The organism is Pseudomonas sp. G5001 (genome assembly GCF_013385475.1).
GTDB lineage: Bacteria > Pseudomonadota > Gammaproteobacteria > Pseudomonadales > Pseudomonadaceae > Aquipseudomonas.
The window spans coordinates 713,163-732,375 of the sequence record NZ_JACAPZ010000005.1 but is presented as its reverse complement, the minus strand read 5'-3'; the positions used below and the strand labels follow the sequence as shown (position 1 = coordinate 732,375).

Below are 19,213 nucleotides of genomic sequence, written 5' to 3'. Positions count from 1 at the left end.
TCTTGCATGTCCGATCCTCGTTATCAGATCGACGTCAGCGTCGTCACCCGCTTTCTGGCGGAACAATCGCAACCCGAGCAGAACCGCTTTGCGTTCGCCTACACCATTACCGTGCAAAACAACGGCGAGCTGCCTGCCAAGCTGCTGTCGCGCCACTGGGTCATCACCGACGGTGACGGCCAGGTCGAGGAAGTCCGCGGCGCCGGCGTGGTCGGCCAACAACCGCTGATCGCCCCAGGCAAGAGCCACACCTACAGCAGCGGCACTGTGATGACCTCCCGTGTCGGCAACATGCAAGGCAGCTACCAGATGCTCGCCGACGACGGCAAACACTTCGACGCCATCATCGCCCCGTTCCGCCTCGCGGTGCCTGGAGCCCTGCACTGATGGCGACGTATGCCGTCGGCGACCTGCAAGGCTGCCTGGAACCGCTCAAGTGCCTGCTCGAGCGTGTGGCCTTCGACCCGGCCAAGGATCGCCTGTGGCTGGTGGGCGACCTGGTCAACCGTGGCCCGCAATCCCTGGAAACCCTGCGCTTCCTTTATGGCATGCGCGACTCCCTGGTGTGCGTACTGGGCAACCATGACCTGCACTTGCTGGCCGCCGGCAATAACATCGAGCGCCTGAAAAAGGGCGATACCCTGCGGGAAATCCTCGAAGCGCCGGATCGCACCGAGCTGCTTGACTGGCTGCGCCGGCAAAAACTCATGCACTACGACGAGAGCCGCGACACCGCCTTGGTGCATGCCGGCATTCCACCCCAGTGGACGCTGAAGAAAGCCCTCAAGTGCGCGAGTGAAGTCGAAGCAGCCCTGGCCGATGACAACCTGTACACCGCTTACCTGGATGGCATGTACGGCAACGAACCCGTTAAGTGGGACAACGAACTGACCGGCGTCGCGCGGCTGCGGGTGATCACCAACTACTTCACCCGCATGCGTTTCTGCACCGCCGAAGGCAAGCTGGACCTCAAGAGCAAGGAAGGCGCCGACACCGCCCTCCCCGGCTACAAGCCCTGGTTCGCCCACAAGGAGCGCAAGACCCGTGAAACGAAGATCATCTTCGGCCACTGGGCAGCCCTGGAAGGCAAGTGTGATGAACCTGGCGTGTTCGCCCTCGACACCGGCTGCGTATGGGGCGGCGCCATGACCCTGATGAACATCGACACCGGCGAGCGCTCAAGCTGCCAGTGCGACTCCCCCGTTCCCGAACAACTGCAGGCCGCGGCAAAGCGCTGAGCCGCGCTTTCATACAGGCCAAAGGAGCCCGCCATGACTGAATTCAAACGTATCCCTCCCGAGCAAGCCCAAGCCCTGCGCGAGCAAGGCGCGGTGGTTGTAGACATCCGCGACCAGCCGACCTACATCGCCGGCCATATCAGTGGCGCCCAGCACCTGGACAACCACAACATCGCCGACTTCATCCGCGCCGCCGACCTCGACGCGCCGGTCATCGTCGCGTGCTACCACGGCAACTCCAGCCAAAGCGCCGCCGCCTACCTGGTGAGCCAGGGCTTCTCCGACGTCTATAGCCTCGACGGTGGCTTTGAGCTATGGCGTGCGACCTATCCTGCAGAAATTGCCGCAGGCGACGCGCAATAATTTTTTTCAAACCCCGCTATCCCGCGTGACGCTTGGCCTCGCGCCGTTTCTGACGAACGGCGCGGCCAAACTAATTTCGTATCGCGCCTTGACCTCCCCGATTCCGAACTATCCTTAAGCGCAGGCCATCCAAAACAGGGGAGAGCCGGTACACCGGCGTGCGGGTCATCGGTAGCGTTTCAGGGTGTTCTGGGGGGAAAACGGCCATTGGTGTCCACCAATGGCTGCCAGCATCGACTGATTGATCCGGCGTCGGCTCCACGTATCGAGCGAGGTGACGACGTCATGAGTATTTTTAGCCACTTCCAACAACGCTTCGAGTCCACCCGCCAGGAAGAGCTCTCGCTTCAGGAGTATCTCGAACTGTGCAAAAAGGACCGCAGCGCCTACGCGTCTGCCGCTGAACGCCTGCTGTTGGCGATCGGCGAGCCGGAGTTGGTGGACACCGCAGCCAATTCGCGCTTGTCGCGGATTTTCTCGAACAAGGTGATCCGTCGCTACCCGGCCTTTGAAGACTTCCACGGTATGGAAGAATGCATTGACCAGATCGTCTCGTATTTCCGCCATGCCGCCCAAGGCCTGGAAGAGAAGAAACAGATCCTCTACCTGCTCGGCCCCGTCGGCGGCGGTAAGTCGTCCCTGGCCGAGAAGCTCAAACAACTGATCGAGAAGGTGCCGTTCTACGCCATCAAGGGCTCGCCGGTGTTCGAGTCGCCCCTGGGGCTGTTCAACGCCACGGAAGATGGCGCGATCCTCGAAGAAGACTTCGGCATTCCACGGCGCTATCTCAATACCATCATGTCGCCCTGGGCGACCAAGCGCCTGGCCGAGTTCGGCGGCGACATCAGCCAGTTCCGGGTGGTGAAGCTCTATCCCTCGATCCTCAACCAGATTGCCGTGGCCAAGACCGAACCGGGTGACGAGAACAACCAGGACATCTCGGCACTGGTGGGCAAGGTCGATATCCGCAAACTCGAAGAATTCCCGCAGAACGACGCCGATGCCTACAGCTACTCGGGCGCACTGTGCCGGGCCAACCAGGGTCTGATGGAGTTCGTGGAGATGTTCAAGGCACCGATCAAGGTGCTGCACCCACTGCTCACCGCGACACAGGAAGGTAACTACAACAGTACCGAAGGCCTGGGGGCGATTCCGTTTACCGGGATCCTGCTGGCCCACTCCAACGAATCGGAATGGCACACCTTCCGCAACAACAAGAACAACGAAGCCTTCATCGACCGGATCTACATCGTCAAGGTGCCTTACTGCCTGCGGGTCAGCGATGAAATCAAGATTTACGACAAGCTGCTGTTCAACAGCTCCCTGGCCAAGGCCCATTGCGCGCCTGACACCCTGAAGATGCTGGCCCAGTTCACCGTGTTGTCGCGCCTCAAGGAGCCGGAAAACTCCAACATCTACTCGAAGATGCGGGTGTATGACGGCGAAAACCTCAAGGACACCGATCCGAAGGCCAAGTCGATCCAGGAATACCGCGACACCGCCGGCGTGGATGAGGGCATGAACGGCCTGTCGACACGTTTTGCGTTCAAGATCCTGTCCAAGGTCTTCAACTTCGACCCGCACGAAATCGCCGCCAACCCGGTGCACCTGCTCTACGTGCTGGAACAGCAGATCGAACAGGAACAATTCCAGGCTGAAACCCGCGAGCGCTATCTGCGCTTCCTCAAGGAATACCTGGCACCGCGCTACATCGAGTTCATCGGCAAGGAAATCCAGACCGCGTACCTGGAGTCCTACAGCGAATACGGCCAGAACATCTTCGACCGCTATGTGCTGTACGCAGACTTCTGGATCCAGGACCAGGAATACCGCGACCCGGAAACCGGCGAGATTCTCAACCGCGTAGCCCTCAACGAGGAACTGGAAAAGATCGAAAAACCCGCCGGCATCAGCAATCCGAAGGATTTCCGCAACGAAATCGTCAACTTCGTGCTGCGCGCCCGGGCCAACAACAACGGCAAGAACCCTACCTGGCTCAGCTACGAGAAGCTGCGGGTGGTCATCGAGAAGAAAATGTTCTCCAACACCGAGGATCTGCTGCCGGTCATCAGCTTCAACGCCAAGGCCAGCAAGGAGGATCAGCAAAAACACAACGACTTCGTCACTCGCATGGTCGAGCGTGGCTACACCGACAAACAGGTACGACTGCTCTCCGAGTGGTACTTGCGGGTCCGCAAATCGCAGTAAGGCAGCGACAAGCGTGCAATGCCAGGCTCCCGGTACGCCGGACAGCCTGGCAATCGACCGCTTGTCTTTAAGCTTCCAGCTTGCCGCTTGAAGCTTGTAACTTGAAGCTGCCCGGAGGGCTCCTGCATGAGCTATGTGATCGACCGACGTCTCAATGGCAAGAACAAGAGCACGGTAAACCGCCAGCGGTTCCTGCGGCGTTACCGTGACCACATCAAAAAGGCCGTCGAAGAGGCCGTCAGCCGCCGTTCCATCACCGATATGGAGCATGGCGAACAGATCAGCATCCCCGGACGCGACATCGATGAACCGGTGCTGCACCACGGCCGGGGCGGCAAACAGACCGTCGTGCATCCCGGCAACAAGGAATTCACCAGCGGCGAACATATCCAGCGGCCCCAGGGCGGCGCGGGCGGCAAAGGCCCGGGCAAGGCCGGTAACTCCGGCGAAGGCATGGATGAGTTCGTGTTCCAGATCACCCAGGAAGAGTTCCTGGAGTTCATGTTCGAAGACCTGGAACTGCCCAACCTGGTCAAACGCAACCTGACCGGTACCGACACCTTCAAGACCGTGCGTGCCGGGATCAGCAATGAAGGCAACCCGTCACGGATCAACATCATCCGTACCCTGCGCTCGGCCCATGCGCGACGTATCGCCTTGTCTGGCAGCAGCCGGGCAAAACTGCGGGATGCCAAGGCGGAACTGGAACGCCTGAAACGCGAAGAGCCGGACAACTTCGGCGATATCCAGGAAATTGAAGCCGAAATCGCCAAACTCAGCGCGCGAATCCATCGCGTGCCGTTTCTCGACACCTTCGACCTGAAGTACAACCTGCTGGTCAAGCAACCCAATCCCAGTTCCAAAGCGGTGATGTTCTGCCTGATGGACGTGTCCGGCTCCATGACCCAGGCGACCAAGGACATCGCCAAGCGCTTCTTCATCCTGCTGTACCTGTTTCTCAAGCGTAACTACGACAAGATCGATGTGGTGTTCATCCGCCATCACACCAGCGCCAGGGAAGTCGACGAGGAGGAATTCTTCTACTCGCGGGAAACCGGCGGCACCATAGTCTCCAGCGCCTTGAAGCTGATGCAGGAAATCATGGCCGAACGCTATCCGGCCAACGAGTGGAACATCTACGCCGCCCAGGCTTCCGACGGCGACAACTGGAACGACGACTCGCCGATCTGCCGCGACATCCTGATCAACCAGATCATGCCGTTCGTGCAGTACTACACCTACGTCGAAATCACCCCGCGCGAGCATCAGGCCCTGTGGTTCGAATACGAACGCATCAGCGAAGCCTTCGCTGACACCTTCGCCCAGCAACAATTGGTCTCGGCCGGCGATATCTATCCGGTCTTCCGTGAACTCTTCCAGCGCAGGTTAGTGACATGACCGCCAAAGAGCATAAGCGCCAACCCATATCCACGGGGTCCGAATGGACCTTCGAACTCATCCAGGCCTATGACCGGGAAATCAGCCGCATCGCGGCGGGTTATGCCCTGGATACCTACCCCAACCAGATCGAAGTGATCACCGCCGAACAGATGATGGATGCCTATGCGTCCGTGGGCATGCCCCTGGGCTATCACCACTGGTCCTACGGCAAACACTTCCTCAGCACTGAAAAGTCCTACACCCGCGGCCAGATGGGCCTGGCCTACGAAATCGTCATCAACTCCGACCCGTGCATCGCCTACCTGATGGAAGAAAACACCATCTGCATGCAGGCACTGGTGGTGGCCCACGCGTGCTACGGGCATAACAGCTTCTTCAAGGGTAACTACCTGTTCCGCACCTGGACCGATGCCAGCTCGATCATCGATTACCTGGTATTTGCCAAGCAGTACATCATGCAGTGTGAGGAGCGCCACGGCATCGACGCGGTGGAAGACCTGCTGGACTCCTGCCATGCCCTGATGAACTACGGCGTCGACCGCTACAAACGCCCGTATCCGATTTCCGCCGAAGAAGAACGGCTGCGCCAGAAGGACCGTGAAGAGCATCTGCAAAAGCAGATCAACGACCTGTGGCGCACCATTCCCAAACGCGCCGGCAAGAACAACGACAAGGACAATGCGCGCTTCCCCGCCGAACCTCAGGAAAACATCCTGTATTTCATCGAAAAGCACGCGCCGTTGCTGGAGCCCTGGCAGCGGGAAATCGTGCGGATCGTGCGCAAGATCGCCCAGTATTTCTACCCACAACGCCAGACCCAGGTGATGAACGAAGGCTGGGCCACGTTCTGGCACTACACCCTGATGAACGACCTGTATGACGAAGGCCTGGTCACCGACGGTTTCATGATGGAGTTTCTGACGTCCCACACCAGCGTGGTCTTCCAGCCGGGCTTCGACAGCCCCTACTACAGCGGTATCAACCCGTATGCATTGGGCTTTGCGATGTACCGCGATATCCGGCGCATGTGCGAGCACCCCACCGAAGAAGACCGCCGCTGGTTCCCGGAGATTGCCGGCAGCGATTGGTTGTCGACCATCAAGTTCGCCATGAGCAGCTTCAAGGATGAGAGCTTCATCCTGCAGTACCTGTCCCCCCAGGTGATTCGAGACCTCAAGCTGTTCAGCATCATGGACGACGACCTCAAGGACGATCTGCTGGTGCCCGCCATTCATGACGAGCCGGGCTATCGCACCATCCGCGAAACCCTCGCGGCGCAGTACAACCTGGGCAACCGCGAACCCAATGTGCAGATCTACAGCATCGACGTACGCGGCGACCGCTCGCTGACCCTGCGCCACCAGCAGCACGACCGCAAACCGCTGGGAGAGTCCACTGAGGAGGTTCTCAAGCACCTGCACCGGCTGTGGGGGTTCGATATCCACCTGGAGACGCTGCAAGGCGACCAGGTGATGAAAACCCACCATGTTCCGCCCCGCAACGAACACGGCGATAACGATTACGGCCGCCTGGACCTGGCAGTCGTGCATCTGTGAAACGGCAAAGCCTCCATTGGCGGGCCGCAGGCGTTATCCTGTGCCGCTAATGGAGGCTTTTTCATGCAAATCTACAAAGTCGGTGGTGCGGTACGTGATCGCCTGCTGGGCATCCCCGTTACCGATATCGACCGTGTCGTAGTCGGCGCTACCACTGAAGAAATGCTCGCCCTGGGCTACAAGCCTGTGGGTTCGGACTTCCCGGTATTTCTTGACCCGAAAAATGGTGACGAGTACGCCCTCGCCCGCACGGAGCGCAAGAGCGGCCGGGGTTATGGCGGCTTTGTGTTTCACGCCAGCCCCGACGTTACCCTGGAAGAAGACCTGATCCGCCGCGACCTGACCATCAACGCCATGGCCGAGGATGACGCGGGCAACCTGACCGACCCTTATCACGGCCAGCAGGATCTGGACGCACGCATTCTGCGTCACGTTTCCCCGGCGTTTGCCGAAGATCCACTGCGTGTCCTGCGCGTTGCCCGCTTTGCTGCGCGCTATGCCGGCCTCGGCTTTACGGTAGCGCCCGAAACCCTGGAACTGATGCGCGAACTCAGCGCGTCGGGCGAACTGGAAGCCTTGACGCCCGAACGCAGCTGGAAGGAGATTTCCCGCGCATTGATGGAAAACCAGCCACAGGTGTTTACCCAGGTGCTGCGCGATTGCGGCGCCCTGAAAACCCTGATGCCGGAAATCGACGCACTGTTTGGCGTGCCGCAACCCGAGGCCCATCACCCCGAAATCGATACCGGCGTGCACACATTGAGCGTGCTGGAACAGGCGGCCATCCATGCCCAACCGTTGACCGTCCGCTGGGCCTGCCTGCTGCACGATCTGGGCAAGGGCCTCACGCCTGTGGATAAGTTGCCGCAGCACATCGCTCATGAGCAACGCGGCGTGAAGCTGATCAAGGCGATGAACGAACGCTTCAAGGTGCCAAGGGATTGCCAGGAGTTGGCGTTGCTGGTGGGCGAATATCACACCCATGGCCACCGCGCACTGGAGCTGAGGCCCTCGACATTGCTGGAGTTGCTGCAAAGCTTCGACGTTTACCGTCGCCCGCAACGCTTTGAAGAGTTTGTAGTGGCATGCGAGATGGACGCCCGCGGGCGCAAGGGCCTTGAGCAGAGAAGTTATCCACAAGCCGATTATTTGCGCGGTGCGGCGCTGGCGGCCAGAGGTGTGGCCGTCGCACCGCTACTGGAACAAGGCTTCAAAGGCCCCGAACTGGGCGAAGCGCTGAAACGCGAACGGCTCAAGGCGCTAAAAGCCTACAAGAGCGAGTCCGGCGTCAACGGCTGATCCCGCCATTCGAACGCGACCGGCGCCAGTACCTGGTCAATGTGTGCATCCTGCCACAGCGCGGCAAATGACTTGCCCACCTCAGGATGCACACGCTGCGGCGCCATCAACGACAGCGGCCACAGCACAAACGCGTTCTTCAGGATTTCGGCCCGGGGCAGGATCAGGCCATCGAAGTTACCCACCAGCTCGCCATACAGCAGCACGTCGATGTCCAGCGGCAAGCCCTTGCGATCCGGGGCGTAGCGGCCATTGTCGGCCTCGATGAATTTCAGCCGGCGGTCCAGTTCCATCAACGGCAGGTCGGTATACGCCGACACCACCAGATTGAAGAATGGCCCGCTCTTGATGCCCACAGGCTGGCTTTCAAACACCGGCGAACAGCGCATCTGCGTCAGGAAACCCGCCAGCGCATCAAGGCCAGCGTGCAAATGGGCCTCACGCTCGATGTTACTGCCAAGACCAAGGTAAACCTGAGTTAGCGACATCCGCGCTCGATCTCCACGCCCACACCCTTGGCGGCCGGTACGGCGCCGGGCTTGGTCAGTTTGAGGTGCAGCCAGGGAATCTGGAACTCACTCATCAACACTTCAGCCAGGCGCTCGGCGAAGGTTTCCACCAGCTGGAATTGCGCCTGCTCGGCAAAGGCCTGGATCCGCGCGGACACGCTCGCGTAATCCAGCGCCAGGGTCAGGTCATCACCGGCAGCGGCCGGGCGGTTATCCCAGGCGAAGCTCAGGTCCAGACGCAGGCATTGCCGGATACCGCGCTCCCAGTCGTAGGCCCCGATCACGGTGTCGACTTCCAGGCCTTCGATAAACACTCTGTCCAAGCACTCTTCTCCGCTGCACGACAAGGGCGCGATGCCCCGTTAGAATCAGGGCGTCCTCGCCCGGAATAGTTAGCATGTTTTGGTTACTGGCGACTCTCGCCTACCTGCTCGGCTCGCTGTCCTTCGCCATTTTGCTCAGCCGCCTGACGGGAAATCCCGACCCGCGAATGAGTGGCTCAGGCAATGCCGGCGCCACCAATATGTTGCGCCTGGCCGGCAAGAAACTCGCCGTACTCACGCTGTTCGGCGACGTCTGCAAGGGCCTGCTGCCGGTGCTGATCGCCGATCTCGCCGGGCTGTCGCTGCAACAGCAAGCCTGGATCGGCGTCTGCGCGGTGCTCGGCCACCTGTTCCCGCTGTACTTTCGCTTTCGCGGCGGCAAAGGCGTTGCGACGGCGGCCGGCATGCTGCTGGGGATCTACCCACCGGCGGCGCTGCTGGCCATCCTGGCCTGGCTGCTGACGTTCTACCTGACACGCACCAGCTCGCTGGCCGCCCTCATCGCCACGCCCCTGACCCTGCCGTTGCTGGCGTGGCAGGAACCGGAGGCGCTGGTGCCGATGAGCGTGCTCACGCTGCTGATCGTCTGGCGTCACCGGGGCAATTTACGCGACCTGTTTGCCGGGCGCGAACGGCATTTTTAAATACGCCCGGTGAACCCGGCTCACGTTCGCCCGTTACAGCGGCGGCAACTGCTCCATCGGCCAGCGCGCCTGCACGCTGATTGCCAGGCTTTCATGCTGCCCGGCCTGCAAACGCTGGCAACCGGCATAGGCGATCATCGCACCGTTGTCGGTGCAGAATTCGGGACGCGCATAAAACACGTCGCCCTTCATGTCGCCGAGCATTTTCTCCAGGGAGCTGCGCAGCGCCTTGTTCGCGCTGACGCCGCCCGCGATCACCAGGCGCTTCATGCCCGCCTGCTTCAGGGCCCGCTTGCACTTGATGGTCAAAGTCTCCACCACGGCCTGCTGGAACGCCAGCGAGATGTCGCAACGGGCTTGCTCACTGTCGTCTCCGGCGCTGACGCTCTGCTGCCAGGTGTTCAGGGCAGAGGTTTTCAGGCCGCTGAAACTGAACATCAGGCCAGGGCGATCGCACATCGGGCGCGGGAAGGTATAGCGCCCCGGAACGCCTTTTTCTGCCAAGCGGGCGATTTCCGGGCCGCCCGGATAATTGAGGCCCATCATCTTCGCGGTCTTGTCGAAAGCTTCACCGGCAGCGTCGTCCAGGCTTTCGCCCAGCAGCGTGTATTGACCGATCCCGTCGACCTGAACCAGCTGCGTATGGCCGCCTGAAACCAACAAAGCGACGAACGGGAACGCTGGCGGGTTTTCTTCCAGCATCGGTGCCAGTAAATGGCCTTCCATGTGGTGCACACCAAGGGCCGGAATGCCCCAGGCAAATGCCAGCGCCTGGGCGCAAGAGGCCCCAACCAGCAGGGCTCCGACCAATCCGGGGCCGGCGGTATAGGCAATGGCGTCGATCTCGGTCGGCACGCAGCCGGCCTCGTCCAGCACCTGGCGAATCAATGGCAGCATGCGTTTGACATGATCACGGCTGGCCAGCTCCGGCACCACGCCGCCATAGGCGCGATGCAGGTCGATCTGACTGAACAGTGCGTCGGCCAAAAGCCCGCGTTCACTGTCGTAAAGTGCGACACCGGTTTCGTCGCACGAGGTTTCTAATCCCAGAACTAGCATGGGTTTGCGCCTTGTAGAGGCTGAATTCGAAGGCGCGCATAATAGTCGCCACTCCCCCTCCCGACTAGCGGTTTTCGATCAGAGGCTTTGCATTCCGGGCAATGAGGGGTTAACATCCGCAACCCTTAAAAACCGACGACCTCAGCCGCGAATTTTTTGCGACGAGAACGTTGATTCCCGGTAATGAAAGAAGGTAGCTCTGGATGCCAGCCGTCAAAGTAAAAGAGAACGAACCCTTCGACGTAGCTCTGCGTCGTTTCAAGCGCTCCTGCGAAAAAGCCGGTGTTCTGGCTGAAGTTCGTAGCCGCGAATTTTACGAGAAGCCAACTTCTGAGCGTAAGCGTAAAGCAGCAGCCGCTGTTAAGCGTCACGCCAAGAAAGTTCAGCGCGAGCAGCGCCGCGCCGTTCGTCTGTACTAATACACAGACGTTCGTAGCAAGCTTCTGCCAAGCCCGGCCCTCAGCCGGGCTGTTGGCATTTGCGGATATCGCTTGATGCTTCACCGTTGACGCCGCACACGCGACTGAAACGAACTGCTTCACACGTCAGGACTGGCTCTTTTGCCAGCGGTGCACGTCTCTTCTGACGAGCCTAACAAGGCTACTGACGAGCACACTTATTTTTTAACAGGCGATCAACAGGTCGGCTGCGCCCACCGATGAGCTTCCGAGGCCCCCACATGGCCAAGACCGGACTCCCGGGCAACATTTCTACGCCGGGCACTGATCGGAACTAACGTCAGTGAATGTTCGGCAGATACACTTCCTGACAGACCAAGCAGACGACAGTAGATCGAGCCGCACAACACGCGCGCCTTGAGCACTTTGCGGGCCCTCTTTTACACGCAGTGATGACGAGAACGCCATGGCCGGGCTAATTCCCCAGAGCTTTATTGACGACCTTCTGAACCGCACCGACATCGTCGATGTTGTCAGCTCGCGCCTGCAGATGAAAAAGGCCGGTAAGAACTACACCGCCTGCTGCCCGTTCCACAAGGAAAAGACTCCGTCGTTCAGCGTCAGCCCCGACAAGCAGTTCTACTACTGCTTCGGCTGCGGCGCTGGCGGCAACGCCCTCGGCTTCATCATGGACCACGACAACCTGGACTTCCCCCAGGCCGTCGAGGAACTGGCGAAAGCCGCCGGCATGGAAATCCCCCGCGAAGAAAGTGGCCGCCCGCACAAACCGCGGCAACCCACCGATTCGCCGCTGTACCCGCTGCTTACCGCTGCTGCCGACTTTTACCGCCAGGCACTGAAAAGCCACCCGCAGCGCAAAGCCGCCGTCGATTACCTCAAGGGCCGCGGCCTGACCGGTGAAATCGCCCGCGACTTCGGCCTCGGCTTCGCCCCGCCGGGCTGGGACAACCTGTACAAGCACCTGAGCAGCGACACCCTGCAGCAAAAAGCCATGATCGACGCCGGCCTGTTGGTGGAAAACGCCGAGACCGGCAAGCGTTATGACCGTTTCCGCGACCGCGTGATGTTCCCGATCCGCGACAGCCGCGGCCGCATCATCGCGTTCGGCGGCCGGGTGCTGGGGGACGACAAGCCCAAATACCTGAACTCACCGGAAACCCCGGTGTTTCATAAAGGCCAGGAACTCTACGGCCTGTTTGAGGCGCGCAAGAACAACCGCAACCTCGACGAAATCATCGTGGTTGAAGGCTATATGGACGTGATTGCCCTGGCCCAGCAAGGTTTGCGCAACGCCGTGGCGACCCTGGGCACCGCGACCAGCGAAGAGCACTTGAAGCGCCTGTTTCGCGTGGTGCCCAACGTACTGTTCTGCTTCGACGGCGACCAGGCCGGCCGCAACGCAGCGTGGCGTGCCCTTGAGTCGACCCTGTCGAGCCTGCAGGACGGGCGGCGCGCACGCTTCCTGTTCCTGCCCGAAGGCGAAGACCCGGACACCCTGGTCCGCTCCGAAGGCACCGACGCGTTCCGCGCGCGCATCAACCAACACGCACAACCGCTGGCCGATTACTTTTTCCAGCAACTGACCGAAGAGTCCGACCCGCGCTCCCTCGAAGGCAAGGCCCACATGGTCACCCTCGCGGCCCCGCTGATCGACAAGGTTCCGGGCGCCAACCTGCGGACCCTGATGCGCCAGCGCCTGCTGGAAATCACCGGCTTGAGTGGCGAGGCCGTCAGCCAGCTGGCCCGCAGCGCGCCGCAAGAGGCGCCGCCGGCCTACGACCCGGGCATGGATTACGACGCCATGCCGGACTATTCCGACTTCCACCAACCGCAGGAGGCCTACACGCCCCAGCAGGAGTGGACACCGAAGAAACCCGGCGCCGGCGGCAAGAAATGGGACAAGAAACCCTGGGACAAAAACGGCAAACGTGGCGGTGACCGTGACGAACCGCGCGGCCCACGCGTCCCAGCAGCAGTAGAGCCGCCCACCATGGCAGCCCTGCGTACACTTTTGCACCACCCGCAACTGGCACAAAAAGTCGAGGATGCGGGGCACTTTGCGGCCGAAGACCACACCAATACGCAACTGTTGGTGGCCCTGCTCGAAGCCGTACAGAAGAATCCTAAGCTAAACTCATTCCAGCTGATTGCACGCTGGCACGGCACCGAACAGGGCCGTTTGCTGAAGGCATTGGCAGAAAAGGAATGGCTGATTGATGGCGATAACCTTGAACAACAGTTTTTCGACACCATTACTAGCTTGGTAGCTCGTCAACGCGAGCGAAACCTGGAACAACTTCTTCGAAAAGCGCGTCAGAGTGAATTGACCGCCGAAGAGAAAAATCAACTGCGCGACCTTTTAAGTCGCAATGTTTCCGCATCAAACCCGACCTCAGCTGGCGTGTGAGGTCATAGCTCGGGTATAATCCTCGGCTTGTTTTTTGCCCGCCAAGACCTTCAGTGGATAGGGTGTTATGTCCGGAAAAGCGCAACAGCAGTCTCGTATCAAAGAGTTGATCACCCTTGGTCGTGAGCAGAAGTATCTGACTTACGCAGAGGTCAACGACCACCTGCCTGAGGATATTTCAGATCCAGAGCAGGTGGAAGACATCATCCGCATGATTAATGACATGGGGATCCCCGTACACGAGAGTGCTCCGGATGCGGACGCCCTTATGTTGGCCGACGCCGATACCGACGAGGCAGCCGCTGAAGAAGCAGCCGCCGCGTTGGCAGCGGTCGAGACCGACATCGGTCGCACGACTGACCCTGTGCGCATGTATATGCGCGAAATGGGTACGGTAGAGCTGCTGACACGTGAAGGCGAAATCGAAATCGCCAAGCGTATCGAAGAGGGCATCCGTGAAGTGATGGGCGCAATCGCGCACTTCCCAGGCACGGTTGACCACATTCTCTCCGAGTACACTCGCGTCACTACCGAAGGTGGCCGCCTGTCCGACGTCCTGAGCGGTTATATCGACCCGGACGACGGCATTGCGCCACCTGCGGCTGAAATTCCGCCACCGATCGATGCCAAGGCTGCGAAAGCAGACGACGACACCGACGACGACGAAGCTGAAGCCAGCACCGATGACGAAGAAGAAGTCGAAAGCGGTCCGGATCCGATCATCGCAGCCCAGCGCTTTGGCGCGGTCTCCGATCAGATGGAACTGGCTCGCAAGGCCCTGAAGAAGCACGGTCGCGGCAGCAAGCAGGCAACTGCTGAATTGCTGGCCCTGGCTGAACTCTTCATGCCGATCAAACTGGTACCGAAGCAATTCGAAGGCCTGGTTGAGCGGGTTCGTAGCGCCCTTGAGCGTCTGCGTGCACAAGAGCGTGCGATCATGCAGCTCTGTGTCCGTGATGCGCGCATGCCGCGTGCCGACTTCCTGCGCCAGTTCCCTGGCAACGAAGTCGACGAAAGCTGGACCGACGCACTGGCCAAAGGCAAAAGCAAATACGCTGAAGCCATTGGTCGCTTCCAGGCCGACATCGTTCGTTGCCAGCAGAAGCTGACTGCATTGCAGACCGAAACCGGTCTGACGATTGCCGAGATCAAGGACATCAACCGTCGCATGTCGATCGGTGAGGCCAAGGCCCGCCGTGCGAAGAAAGAGATGGTTGAAGCGAACTTGCGTCTGGTGATCTCCATCGCCAAGAAGTACACCAACCGTGGCCTGCAATTCCTCGATCTGATCCAGGAAGGCAACATCGGCTTGATGAAAGCGGTGGACAAGTTCGAATACCGTCGCGGCTACAAGTTCTCGACTTATGCCACTTGGTGGATCCGTCAGGCGATCACTCGCTCGATCGCCGACCAGGCCCGCACCATCCGTATTCCGGTGCACATGATCGAGACGATCAACAAGCTCAACCGTATTTCCCGGCAGATGTTGCAGGAAATGGGTCGCGAACCGACCCCGGAAGAGTTGGGCGAACGCATGGAAATGCCTGAGGATAAAATCCGCAAGGTATTGAAGATCGCTAAAGAGCCGATCTCCATGGAAACCCCGATCGGTGATGACGAAGACTCCCATCTGGGTGACTTCATCGAAGACTCGACCATGCAGTCGCCAATCGATGTTGCTACCGTTGAGAGCCTGAAAGAAGCGACTCGCGACGTACTGTCCGGCCTCACTGCCCGTGAAGCCAAGGTACTGCGCATGCGCTTCGGCATCGACATGAATACCGACCACACCCTTGAGGAGGTTGGTAAGCAGTTCGACGTTACCCGTGAGCGGATTCGTCAGATCGAAGCCAAGGCGCTGCGCAAGCTGCGCCACCCGACGAGAAGCGAGCATTTGCGCTCCTTCCTCGACGAGTGATCACAAAAACCCCGGCCCAGGCCGGGGTTTTTGCTTCTACAGATTAAATCCTCGCTGCCTCCCCTCCCCCGCAATGCCCGTCTACACTCGAAACATTCCCCGTGCCATAACGAGACCGTTATGCCCAGATTGCCGACCGTGTTACTGCTGTCGCTGCTGACCTGGACCGCAACGGCTGGCGCGTTGACTCTCACCGATGAAGAGCGTGGCTGGCTGGCGGACCACCAAGAGTTGCGCCTGGGCGTCGACGCCTCTTGGCCACCCTTTGAATACCGCGATGAAGATGGTCGCTACCAGGGCCTGGCCGCTGATTATGTGCGGCTGATGCAGGATCGCCTTGGCGTCAGGATAAAACTGATCGAGCCGGTGAACTGGAGCGCCGTGCTGGAACAGGCCCGCAACAACCAGCTCGACCTGCTGCCGGGCATCATGTCCACACCGGAACGCCAGGGTTTCCTGTCGTTTACCCGGCCTTATCTCGACTTCCCCATCGTCATCCTCGCCCACGAAGGCGGCCCGCAACCACGCAGCCTCAAAGACCTGTACGGGTTGAAGGTGGCCGTGGTGGAAAACTACGCGCCCCATGAACTGCTGCGCACTCACCACCCGGACCTCAACCTGGTGGCCATGCCCAATGTCAGCGCTACGCTGCAGGCCCTGGCCACCGACAAGGTCGACGCCGTAGTGGGCGATCTGGCGTCCAGCGTGTGGAGCCTGCGCCAACTCAAGCTGGAAGGCCTGTACATCAGCGGCGAAACGCCTTACCGCTATCAATTGGCCATGGGCGTGCCGAAGGACGACAAGATGCTGGTGGGCATCCTCGATAAAGTCCTGGCCGACATCAGCCCGGCTGAGACCGAGGCCATCCAGCAGCGCTGGGTCGGCAACGTCATCGACCACCGCACGCTCTGGACGGATGTGCTGCTCTACGGGTTGCCTGCCGTGCTGTTGCTGAGCATCGTGCTGGCCGTGGTTATTCGGATCAATCGTCGGCTCAGCTCGGAAATTTCCCGCCGGGTCGCCCTCGAACAGGAACTGCGCAGCAGCGAATACCACTATCGCGGCCTGGTGGAGAGCCTTTCCGCGATCGCCTGGGAAGCCAGCATCAGCGATTTCACCTACAGCTACGTGTCGCCCCACGCCGAGGAACTGCTGGGTTACCCCCGTGCCCACTGGCTGATCCCGGGCTTCTGGCGCAACATCATCCACCCCGCGGACCTGACCCGCACCGAATCCTATTGCTACGCCGAAACCCGGGCCAACCGCGACCACAGTGTCGACTACCGGGTGATCACCGCCGATGGACGCTGCCTGTGGGTGCGGGACATCGTCAGCCTGATCGAACACGGCCACGAGCCCGTGCTGCGCGGCCTGATGATCGACATCAGCGAAGCCAAGCGCACCGAGGAAGCGTTGCAGCTTTCGGAACAGAAATTCGCCTCTGTGTTCCAGCAATGCCCGGACATCCTGGTCATCGCCCGGCTGTCGGACGGCTGCCTGATGGAGGTCAATAAGGCATTCGAAGACCAGATCGGCCTGAGCGCCGAAGCAGTCGTAGGAAAAACCGCCACTGAACTGAATATCTGGGGCATCCAGGGCGTAGGCCCCGGCCTGCTGCAACGGGTACAGACCACCAGCATCCGCAACCTGGAAATGCCCTTCCTGCGCAGCAACGGCCAGGCCTTCACCGGACTGATCTCCGCCGAACCCTTTCAACTGGATACCACCGAAGCTCTGGTCGTGGTGGTGCGTGACATCACCCAGCTGAAAGAAACCCAGCAGCGACTGCAGACCTCCGAAGAGAAATTCGCCAAGGCCTTTCATGCCTCTCCCGACGGCCTGCTGTTGTCCCGCCAAAGCGACGGTTTGCTGATTGAGGTCAACGAAGGATTCAGTCGAATTACCGGCTTCAACAGCGTGATGTCGCTGGACCAGTCAACCCTGGACCTCGGGATCTGGGTCGACCTGAACGAACGCAAAGATATGTTGGAGCGGCTGCAACGGGATGGATTTGTCCGCGACTTTGTCTGCCACATCCGCCGCAGCGACGGCGAAATTCGCCTGTGTGAAGTCTCCAGCCGCCCGCTGCCCATCGGCGACGACGACTGCATGCTGACCATCGCCCGGGACATCACCGAACGCCAACTGATGCAGGAAAAACTGCAACAGGCCGCCACCGTGTTCGAGAGCACGGCCGAAGGCGTACTGATCACCGACACCCGGCAAAATATCAGCGCCGTGAACCGCGCCTTCAGTGAGATCACCGGCTACAGCGAAGCCGAGGCCCTCGGCCAAACCCCGCGCCTGCTTGCCTCGGGCCTGCACGACAGCGCCTTCTACGCGGCCATGTGGCACCAACTGACGGCCAACGGCCACTGGCAAGGCGAGATCTCCAACCGGCGCAAGAGCGGCGAGCTGTACCCCAGCTGGCTGACCATCAGCGCCGTGCGCAACCGCGAGGAGTCGATCACCCACTTCGTCGCCGTGTTTGCCGACATCTCCAGCCTCAAGCACGCCCAGGCGCGCCTCGATTACCAGGCCCACCACGACCCGCTGACCGGCCTGCCCAACCGCACCCTGTTTGAAAGCCGCCTGCAAGCCGCCCTCAACAACCAACAGGAAACCGGCAGCCAGGGCGCCGTGCTGTTCCTCGACCTCGACCGCTTCAAACACATCAACGACAGCCTCGGCCACCCGATTGGCGACCTGCTGCTCAAGGACATCGCCGTTCGCCTCAAGGACCAACTGCGAGACGTCGACACCGTCGCGCGCCTGGGTGGCGACGAATTCATCATCCTGCTGCCCGGCCTGCAACAAGCCAGCGACGCCGAACACCTGGCCAATAAGCTGCTGGCCTGCTTCACCCCACCGTTCCAGGCGGGCGAGCATGAGTTCTTCATCAGCGCCAGCATCGGCACCAGCCTGTACCCACGGGACGGCAACGACGTCGCCACCCTGGTCAAAAACGCTGACGCCGCCATGTACCGCTCCAAGGCCAAAGGCCGCAACCGCGTCGAAAGCTACACCCAGGACCTCACTGCGCAAGCCAACGAGCGCGTGGCCCTGGAACACGAACTGCGCCGAGCGATCGAGCGCGACGAATTGTCTCTCTATTACCAGCCGAAACTCAGCCTCGACACCCAACAACTGATCGGCGCCGAAGCCCTGATTCGCTGGCGCCACCCCACCTTCGGCGAAGTGCCGCCCGAGCACTTCATTGCCCTGGCCGAAGAGAACGGCATGATCCTGCAGATTGGCGACTGGGTACTGGAGCAGGCCTGCCGACAGATGCACGACTGGCGAGAAATTTTTGATGACTTCGGCCCGCTGTCCGTCAACCTGGCGGGCGCGCAACTGCGCCACCCCAACCTGCTGGCGCGCATCGAGCAACTGCTGCGGGACAACCGCCTGGAGCCTGGCTGCCTGCAACTGGAGATCACCGAAAACTTCATCATGAGCCAGGCCGAAGAAGCGCTGGAGGTGCTGCACCAGCTCAAGCATCTGGGCGTGCAACTGGCCATTGATGACTTCGGCACCGGCTATTCGTCCCTCAGCTACCTGAAACGCCTGCCGCTGGACTTCCTGAAGATCGACCAATCCTTCGTCCGCGGCCTGCCCGATGACCCACACGATGCGGCGATCGTGCGCGCCATCATTGCCCTGGGGCACAGCATGCAATTCACCATCATTGCCGAAGGTGTGGAAACGCCGGCCCAGCAAGCGTTTCTGGCGGCTGAAGGTTGTGAGCAGATGCAAGGCTATATCGTCAGCCTGCCGCTGCCGCCGGACCTTTTCGCCGCTACTTTCCTTCGTATGAGCGTTTCGGACTTTTCGGATGGCACAGCGAAGAAACCATCGCTATAATCCGC

Annotated in this window: 15 protein-coding genes; 12 read left to right on the top strand and 3 right to left on the bottom strand. The window is 60.4% G+C overall.

All coding sequences use genetic code 11. From position 1 onward, the window contains the following. The first annotated feature begins 6 nt into the window (after positions 1-6). From apaG to HX805_RS04725, 7 genes are all read left to right on the top strand, one after another. Entirely contained in the window at positions 7-387 is a 381-nt protein-coding gene (gene apaG, locus HX805_RS04755; RefSeq protein ID WP_003210996.1) for a Co2+/Mg2+ efflux protein ApaG, read from the top strand. Continuing rightward, on the top strand, positions 387-1,238 hold the full coding sequence (locus HX805_RS04750; RefSeq protein ID WP_003210997.1) for a symmetrical bis(5'-nucleosyl)-tetraphosphatase: 852 nt from the start codon (positions 387-389) through the stop codon (positions 1,236-1,238). The genes apaG and HX805_RS04750 overlap by 1 nt, the downstream gene beginning before the upstream one ends. A 33-nt stretch (positions 1,239-1,271) precedes the next feature. Next, a complete protein-coding gene (gene glpE / locus HX805_RS04745) occupies positions 1,272-1,601 on the top strand; it encodes a thiosulfate sulfurtransferase GlpE (RefSeq protein ID WP_003210998.1) in 330 nt (109 codons plus the stop codon). Between the two features lie 285 nt (positions 1,602-1,886). Next, positions 1,887-3,809, top strand: a complete 1,923-nt coding sequence (locus tag HX805_RS04740; RefSeq protein WP_003210999.1) for a PrkA family serine protein kinase — start codon at positions 1,887-1,889, stop codon at positions 3,807-3,809. A 126-nt stretch (positions 3,810-3,935) separates the two neighbouring features. Next, the gene (locus HX805_RS04735; RefSeq protein ID WP_003211000.1) at positions 3,936-5,207 is read left to right on the top strand and encodes a YeaH/YhbH family protein; all 1,272 of its coding nucleotides are present in this window, start codon (positions 3,936-3,938) and stop codon (positions 5,205-5,207) included. Then, positions 5,204-6,766 (top strand): SpoVR family protein, encoded by a 1,563-nt coding sequence (locus HX805_RS04730; RefSeq protein ID WP_003211001.1) that lies wholly within the window; start codon positions 5,204-5,206, stop codon positions 6,764-6,766. Before HX805_RS04735 ends, HX805_RS04730 begins: the two co-directional genes overlap by 4 nt. A gap of 63 nt (positions 6,767-6,829) precedes the next feature. Continuing rightward, the gene (locus tag HX805_RS04725) at positions 6,830-8,065 is read left to right on the top strand and encodes a multifunctional CCA addition/repair protein (protein WP_177116646.1); all 1,236 of its coding nucleotides are present in this window, start codon (positions 6,830-6,832) and stop codon (positions 8,063-8,065) included. Here the strand turns inward: HX805_RS04725 and folK are convergent. Both folK and folB read right to left on the bottom strand, forming a co-directional pair. After that, complete coding sequence (folK, locus tag HX805_RS04720; RefSeq protein ID WP_003211005.1) at positions 8,035-8,553, bottom strand: 2-amino-4-hydroxy-6-hydroxymethyldihydropteridine diphosphokinase; 519 nt, start codon at positions 8,551-8,553, stop codon at positions 8,035-8,037. The two genes, HX805_RS04725 and folK, sit on opposite strands and share 31 nt — an antisense overlap. Then, a complete protein-coding gene (gene folB / locus HX805_RS04715) occupies positions 8,544-8,897 on the bottom strand; it encodes a dihydroneopterin aldolase (RefSeq protein ID WP_003211007.1) in 354 nt (117 codons plus the stop codon). The genes folK and folB overlap by 10 nt, the downstream gene beginning before the upstream one ends. Positions 8,898-8,971: 74 nt before the next feature. Between folB and plsY the strand changes: the two genes are divergently transcribed. After that, positions 8,972-9,541 carry a glycerol-3-phosphate 1-O-acyltransferase PlsY gene (gene plsY, locus HX805_RS04710; protein WP_003211009.1) on the top strand — a complete coding sequence of 190 codons (570 nt, stop codon included), beginning with the start codon at positions 8,972-8,974 and terminating at the stop codon, positions 9,539-9,541. 33 nt (positions 9,542-9,574) lie between these two features. Here plsY and tsaD read toward each other — a convergent pair whose 3' ends face one another. Continuing rightward, a complete protein-coding gene (gene tsaD, locus HX805_RS04705) occupies positions 9,575-10,600 on the bottom strand; it encodes a tRNA (adenosine(37)-N6)-threonylcarbamoyltransferase complex transferase subunit TsaD (protein WP_087694726.1) in 1,026 nt (341 codons plus the stop codon). A gap of 203 nt (positions 10,601-10,803) precedes the next feature. On the opposite strand from tsaD, the gene rpsU reads away from it, so the two are divergent. From rpsU to HX805_RS04685, 4 genes are all read left to right on the top strand, one after another. Further along, on the top strand, positions 10,804-11,019 hold the full coding sequence (gene rpsU / locus HX805_RS04700; RefSeq protein WP_002551877.1) for a 30S ribosomal protein S21: 216 nt from the start codon (positions 10,804-10,806) through the stop codon (positions 11,017-11,019). Positions 11,020-11,464: 445 nt separating this feature from the next. Beyond that, complete coding sequence (gene dnaG / locus HX805_RS04695) at positions 11,465-13,426, top strand: DNA primase (protein WP_003211012.1); 1,962 nt, start codon at positions 11,465-11,467, stop codon at positions 13,424-13,426. 67 nt (positions 13,427-13,493) lie between these two features. Beyond that, positions 13,494-15,344 carry an RNA polymerase sigma factor RpoD gene (gene rpoD, locus HX805_RS04690; RefSeq protein WP_003211014.1) on the top strand — a complete coding sequence of 617 codons (1,851 nt, stop codon included), beginning with the start codon at positions 13,494-13,496 and terminating at the stop codon, positions 15,342-15,344. Between the two features lie 120 nt (positions 15,345-15,464). Next, positions 15,465-19,208, top strand: a complete 3,744-nt coding sequence (locus HX805_RS04685; RefSeq protein ID WP_087694728.1) for a bifunctional diguanylate cyclase/phosphodiesterase — start codon at positions 15,465-15,467, stop codon at positions 19,206-19,208. The last annotated feature ends 5 nt before the right edge of the window (positions 19,209-19,213 follow it).

Bases quoted from the DNA above. Each gene is read 5' to 3' on its own strand.
- tsaD (WP_087694726.1), bottom strand. From the start codon at position 10,600: ATGCTAGTTCTGGGATTAGAAACCTCGTGCGACGAAACCGGTGTCGCA.
- glpE (WP_003210998.1), top strand. From the start codon at position 1,272: ATGACTGAATTCAAACGTATCCCTCCCGAGCAAGCCCAAGCCCTGCGC.
- plsY (WP_003211009.1), top strand. From the start codon at position 8,972: ATGTTTTGGTTACTGGCGACTCTCGCCTACCTGCTCGGCTCGCTGTCC.
- HX805_RS04740 (WP_003210999.1), top strand. From the start codon at position 1,887: ATGAGTATTTTTAGCCACTTCCAACAACGCTTCGAGTCCACCCGCCAG.
- dnaG (WP_003211012.1), top strand. From the start codon at position 11,465: ATGGCCGGGCTAATTCCCCAGAGCTTTATTGACGACCTTCTGAACCGC.
- rpoD (WP_003211014.1), top strand. From the start codon at position 13,494: ATGTCCGGAAAAGCGCAACAGCAGTCTCGTATCAAAGAGTTGATCACC.
- HX805_RS04750 (WP_003210997.1), top strand. From the start codon at position 387: ATGGCGACGTATGCCGTCGGCGACCTGCAAGGCTGCCTGGAACCGCTC.
- folK (WP_003211005.1), bottom strand. From the start codon at position 8,553: ATGTCGCTAACTCAGGTTTACCTTGGTCTTGGCAGTAACATCGAGCGT.
- apaG (WP_003210996.1), top strand. From the start codon at position 7: ATGTCCGATCCTCGTTATCAGATCGACGTCAGCGTCGTCACCCGCTTT.
- HX805_RS04685 (WP_087694728.1), top strand. From the start codon at position 15,465: ATGCCCAGATTGCCGACCGTGTTACTGCTGTCGCTGCTGACCTGGACC.
- rpsU (WP_002551877.1), top strand. From the start codon at position 10,804: ATGCCAGCCGTCAAAGTAAAAGAGAACGAACCCTTCGACGTAGCTCTG.
- HX805_RS04725 (WP_177116646.1), top strand. From the start codon at position 6,830: ATGCAAATCTACAAAGTCGGTGGTGCGGTACGTGATCGCCTGCTGGGC.
- HX805_RS04730 (WP_003211001.1), top strand. From the start codon at position 5,204: ATGACCGCCAAAGAGCATAAGCGCCAACCCATATCCACGGGGTCCGAA.
- HX805_RS04735 (WP_003211000.1), top strand. From the start codon at position 3,936: ATGAGCTATGTGATCGACCGACGTCTCAATGGCAAGAACAAGAGCACG.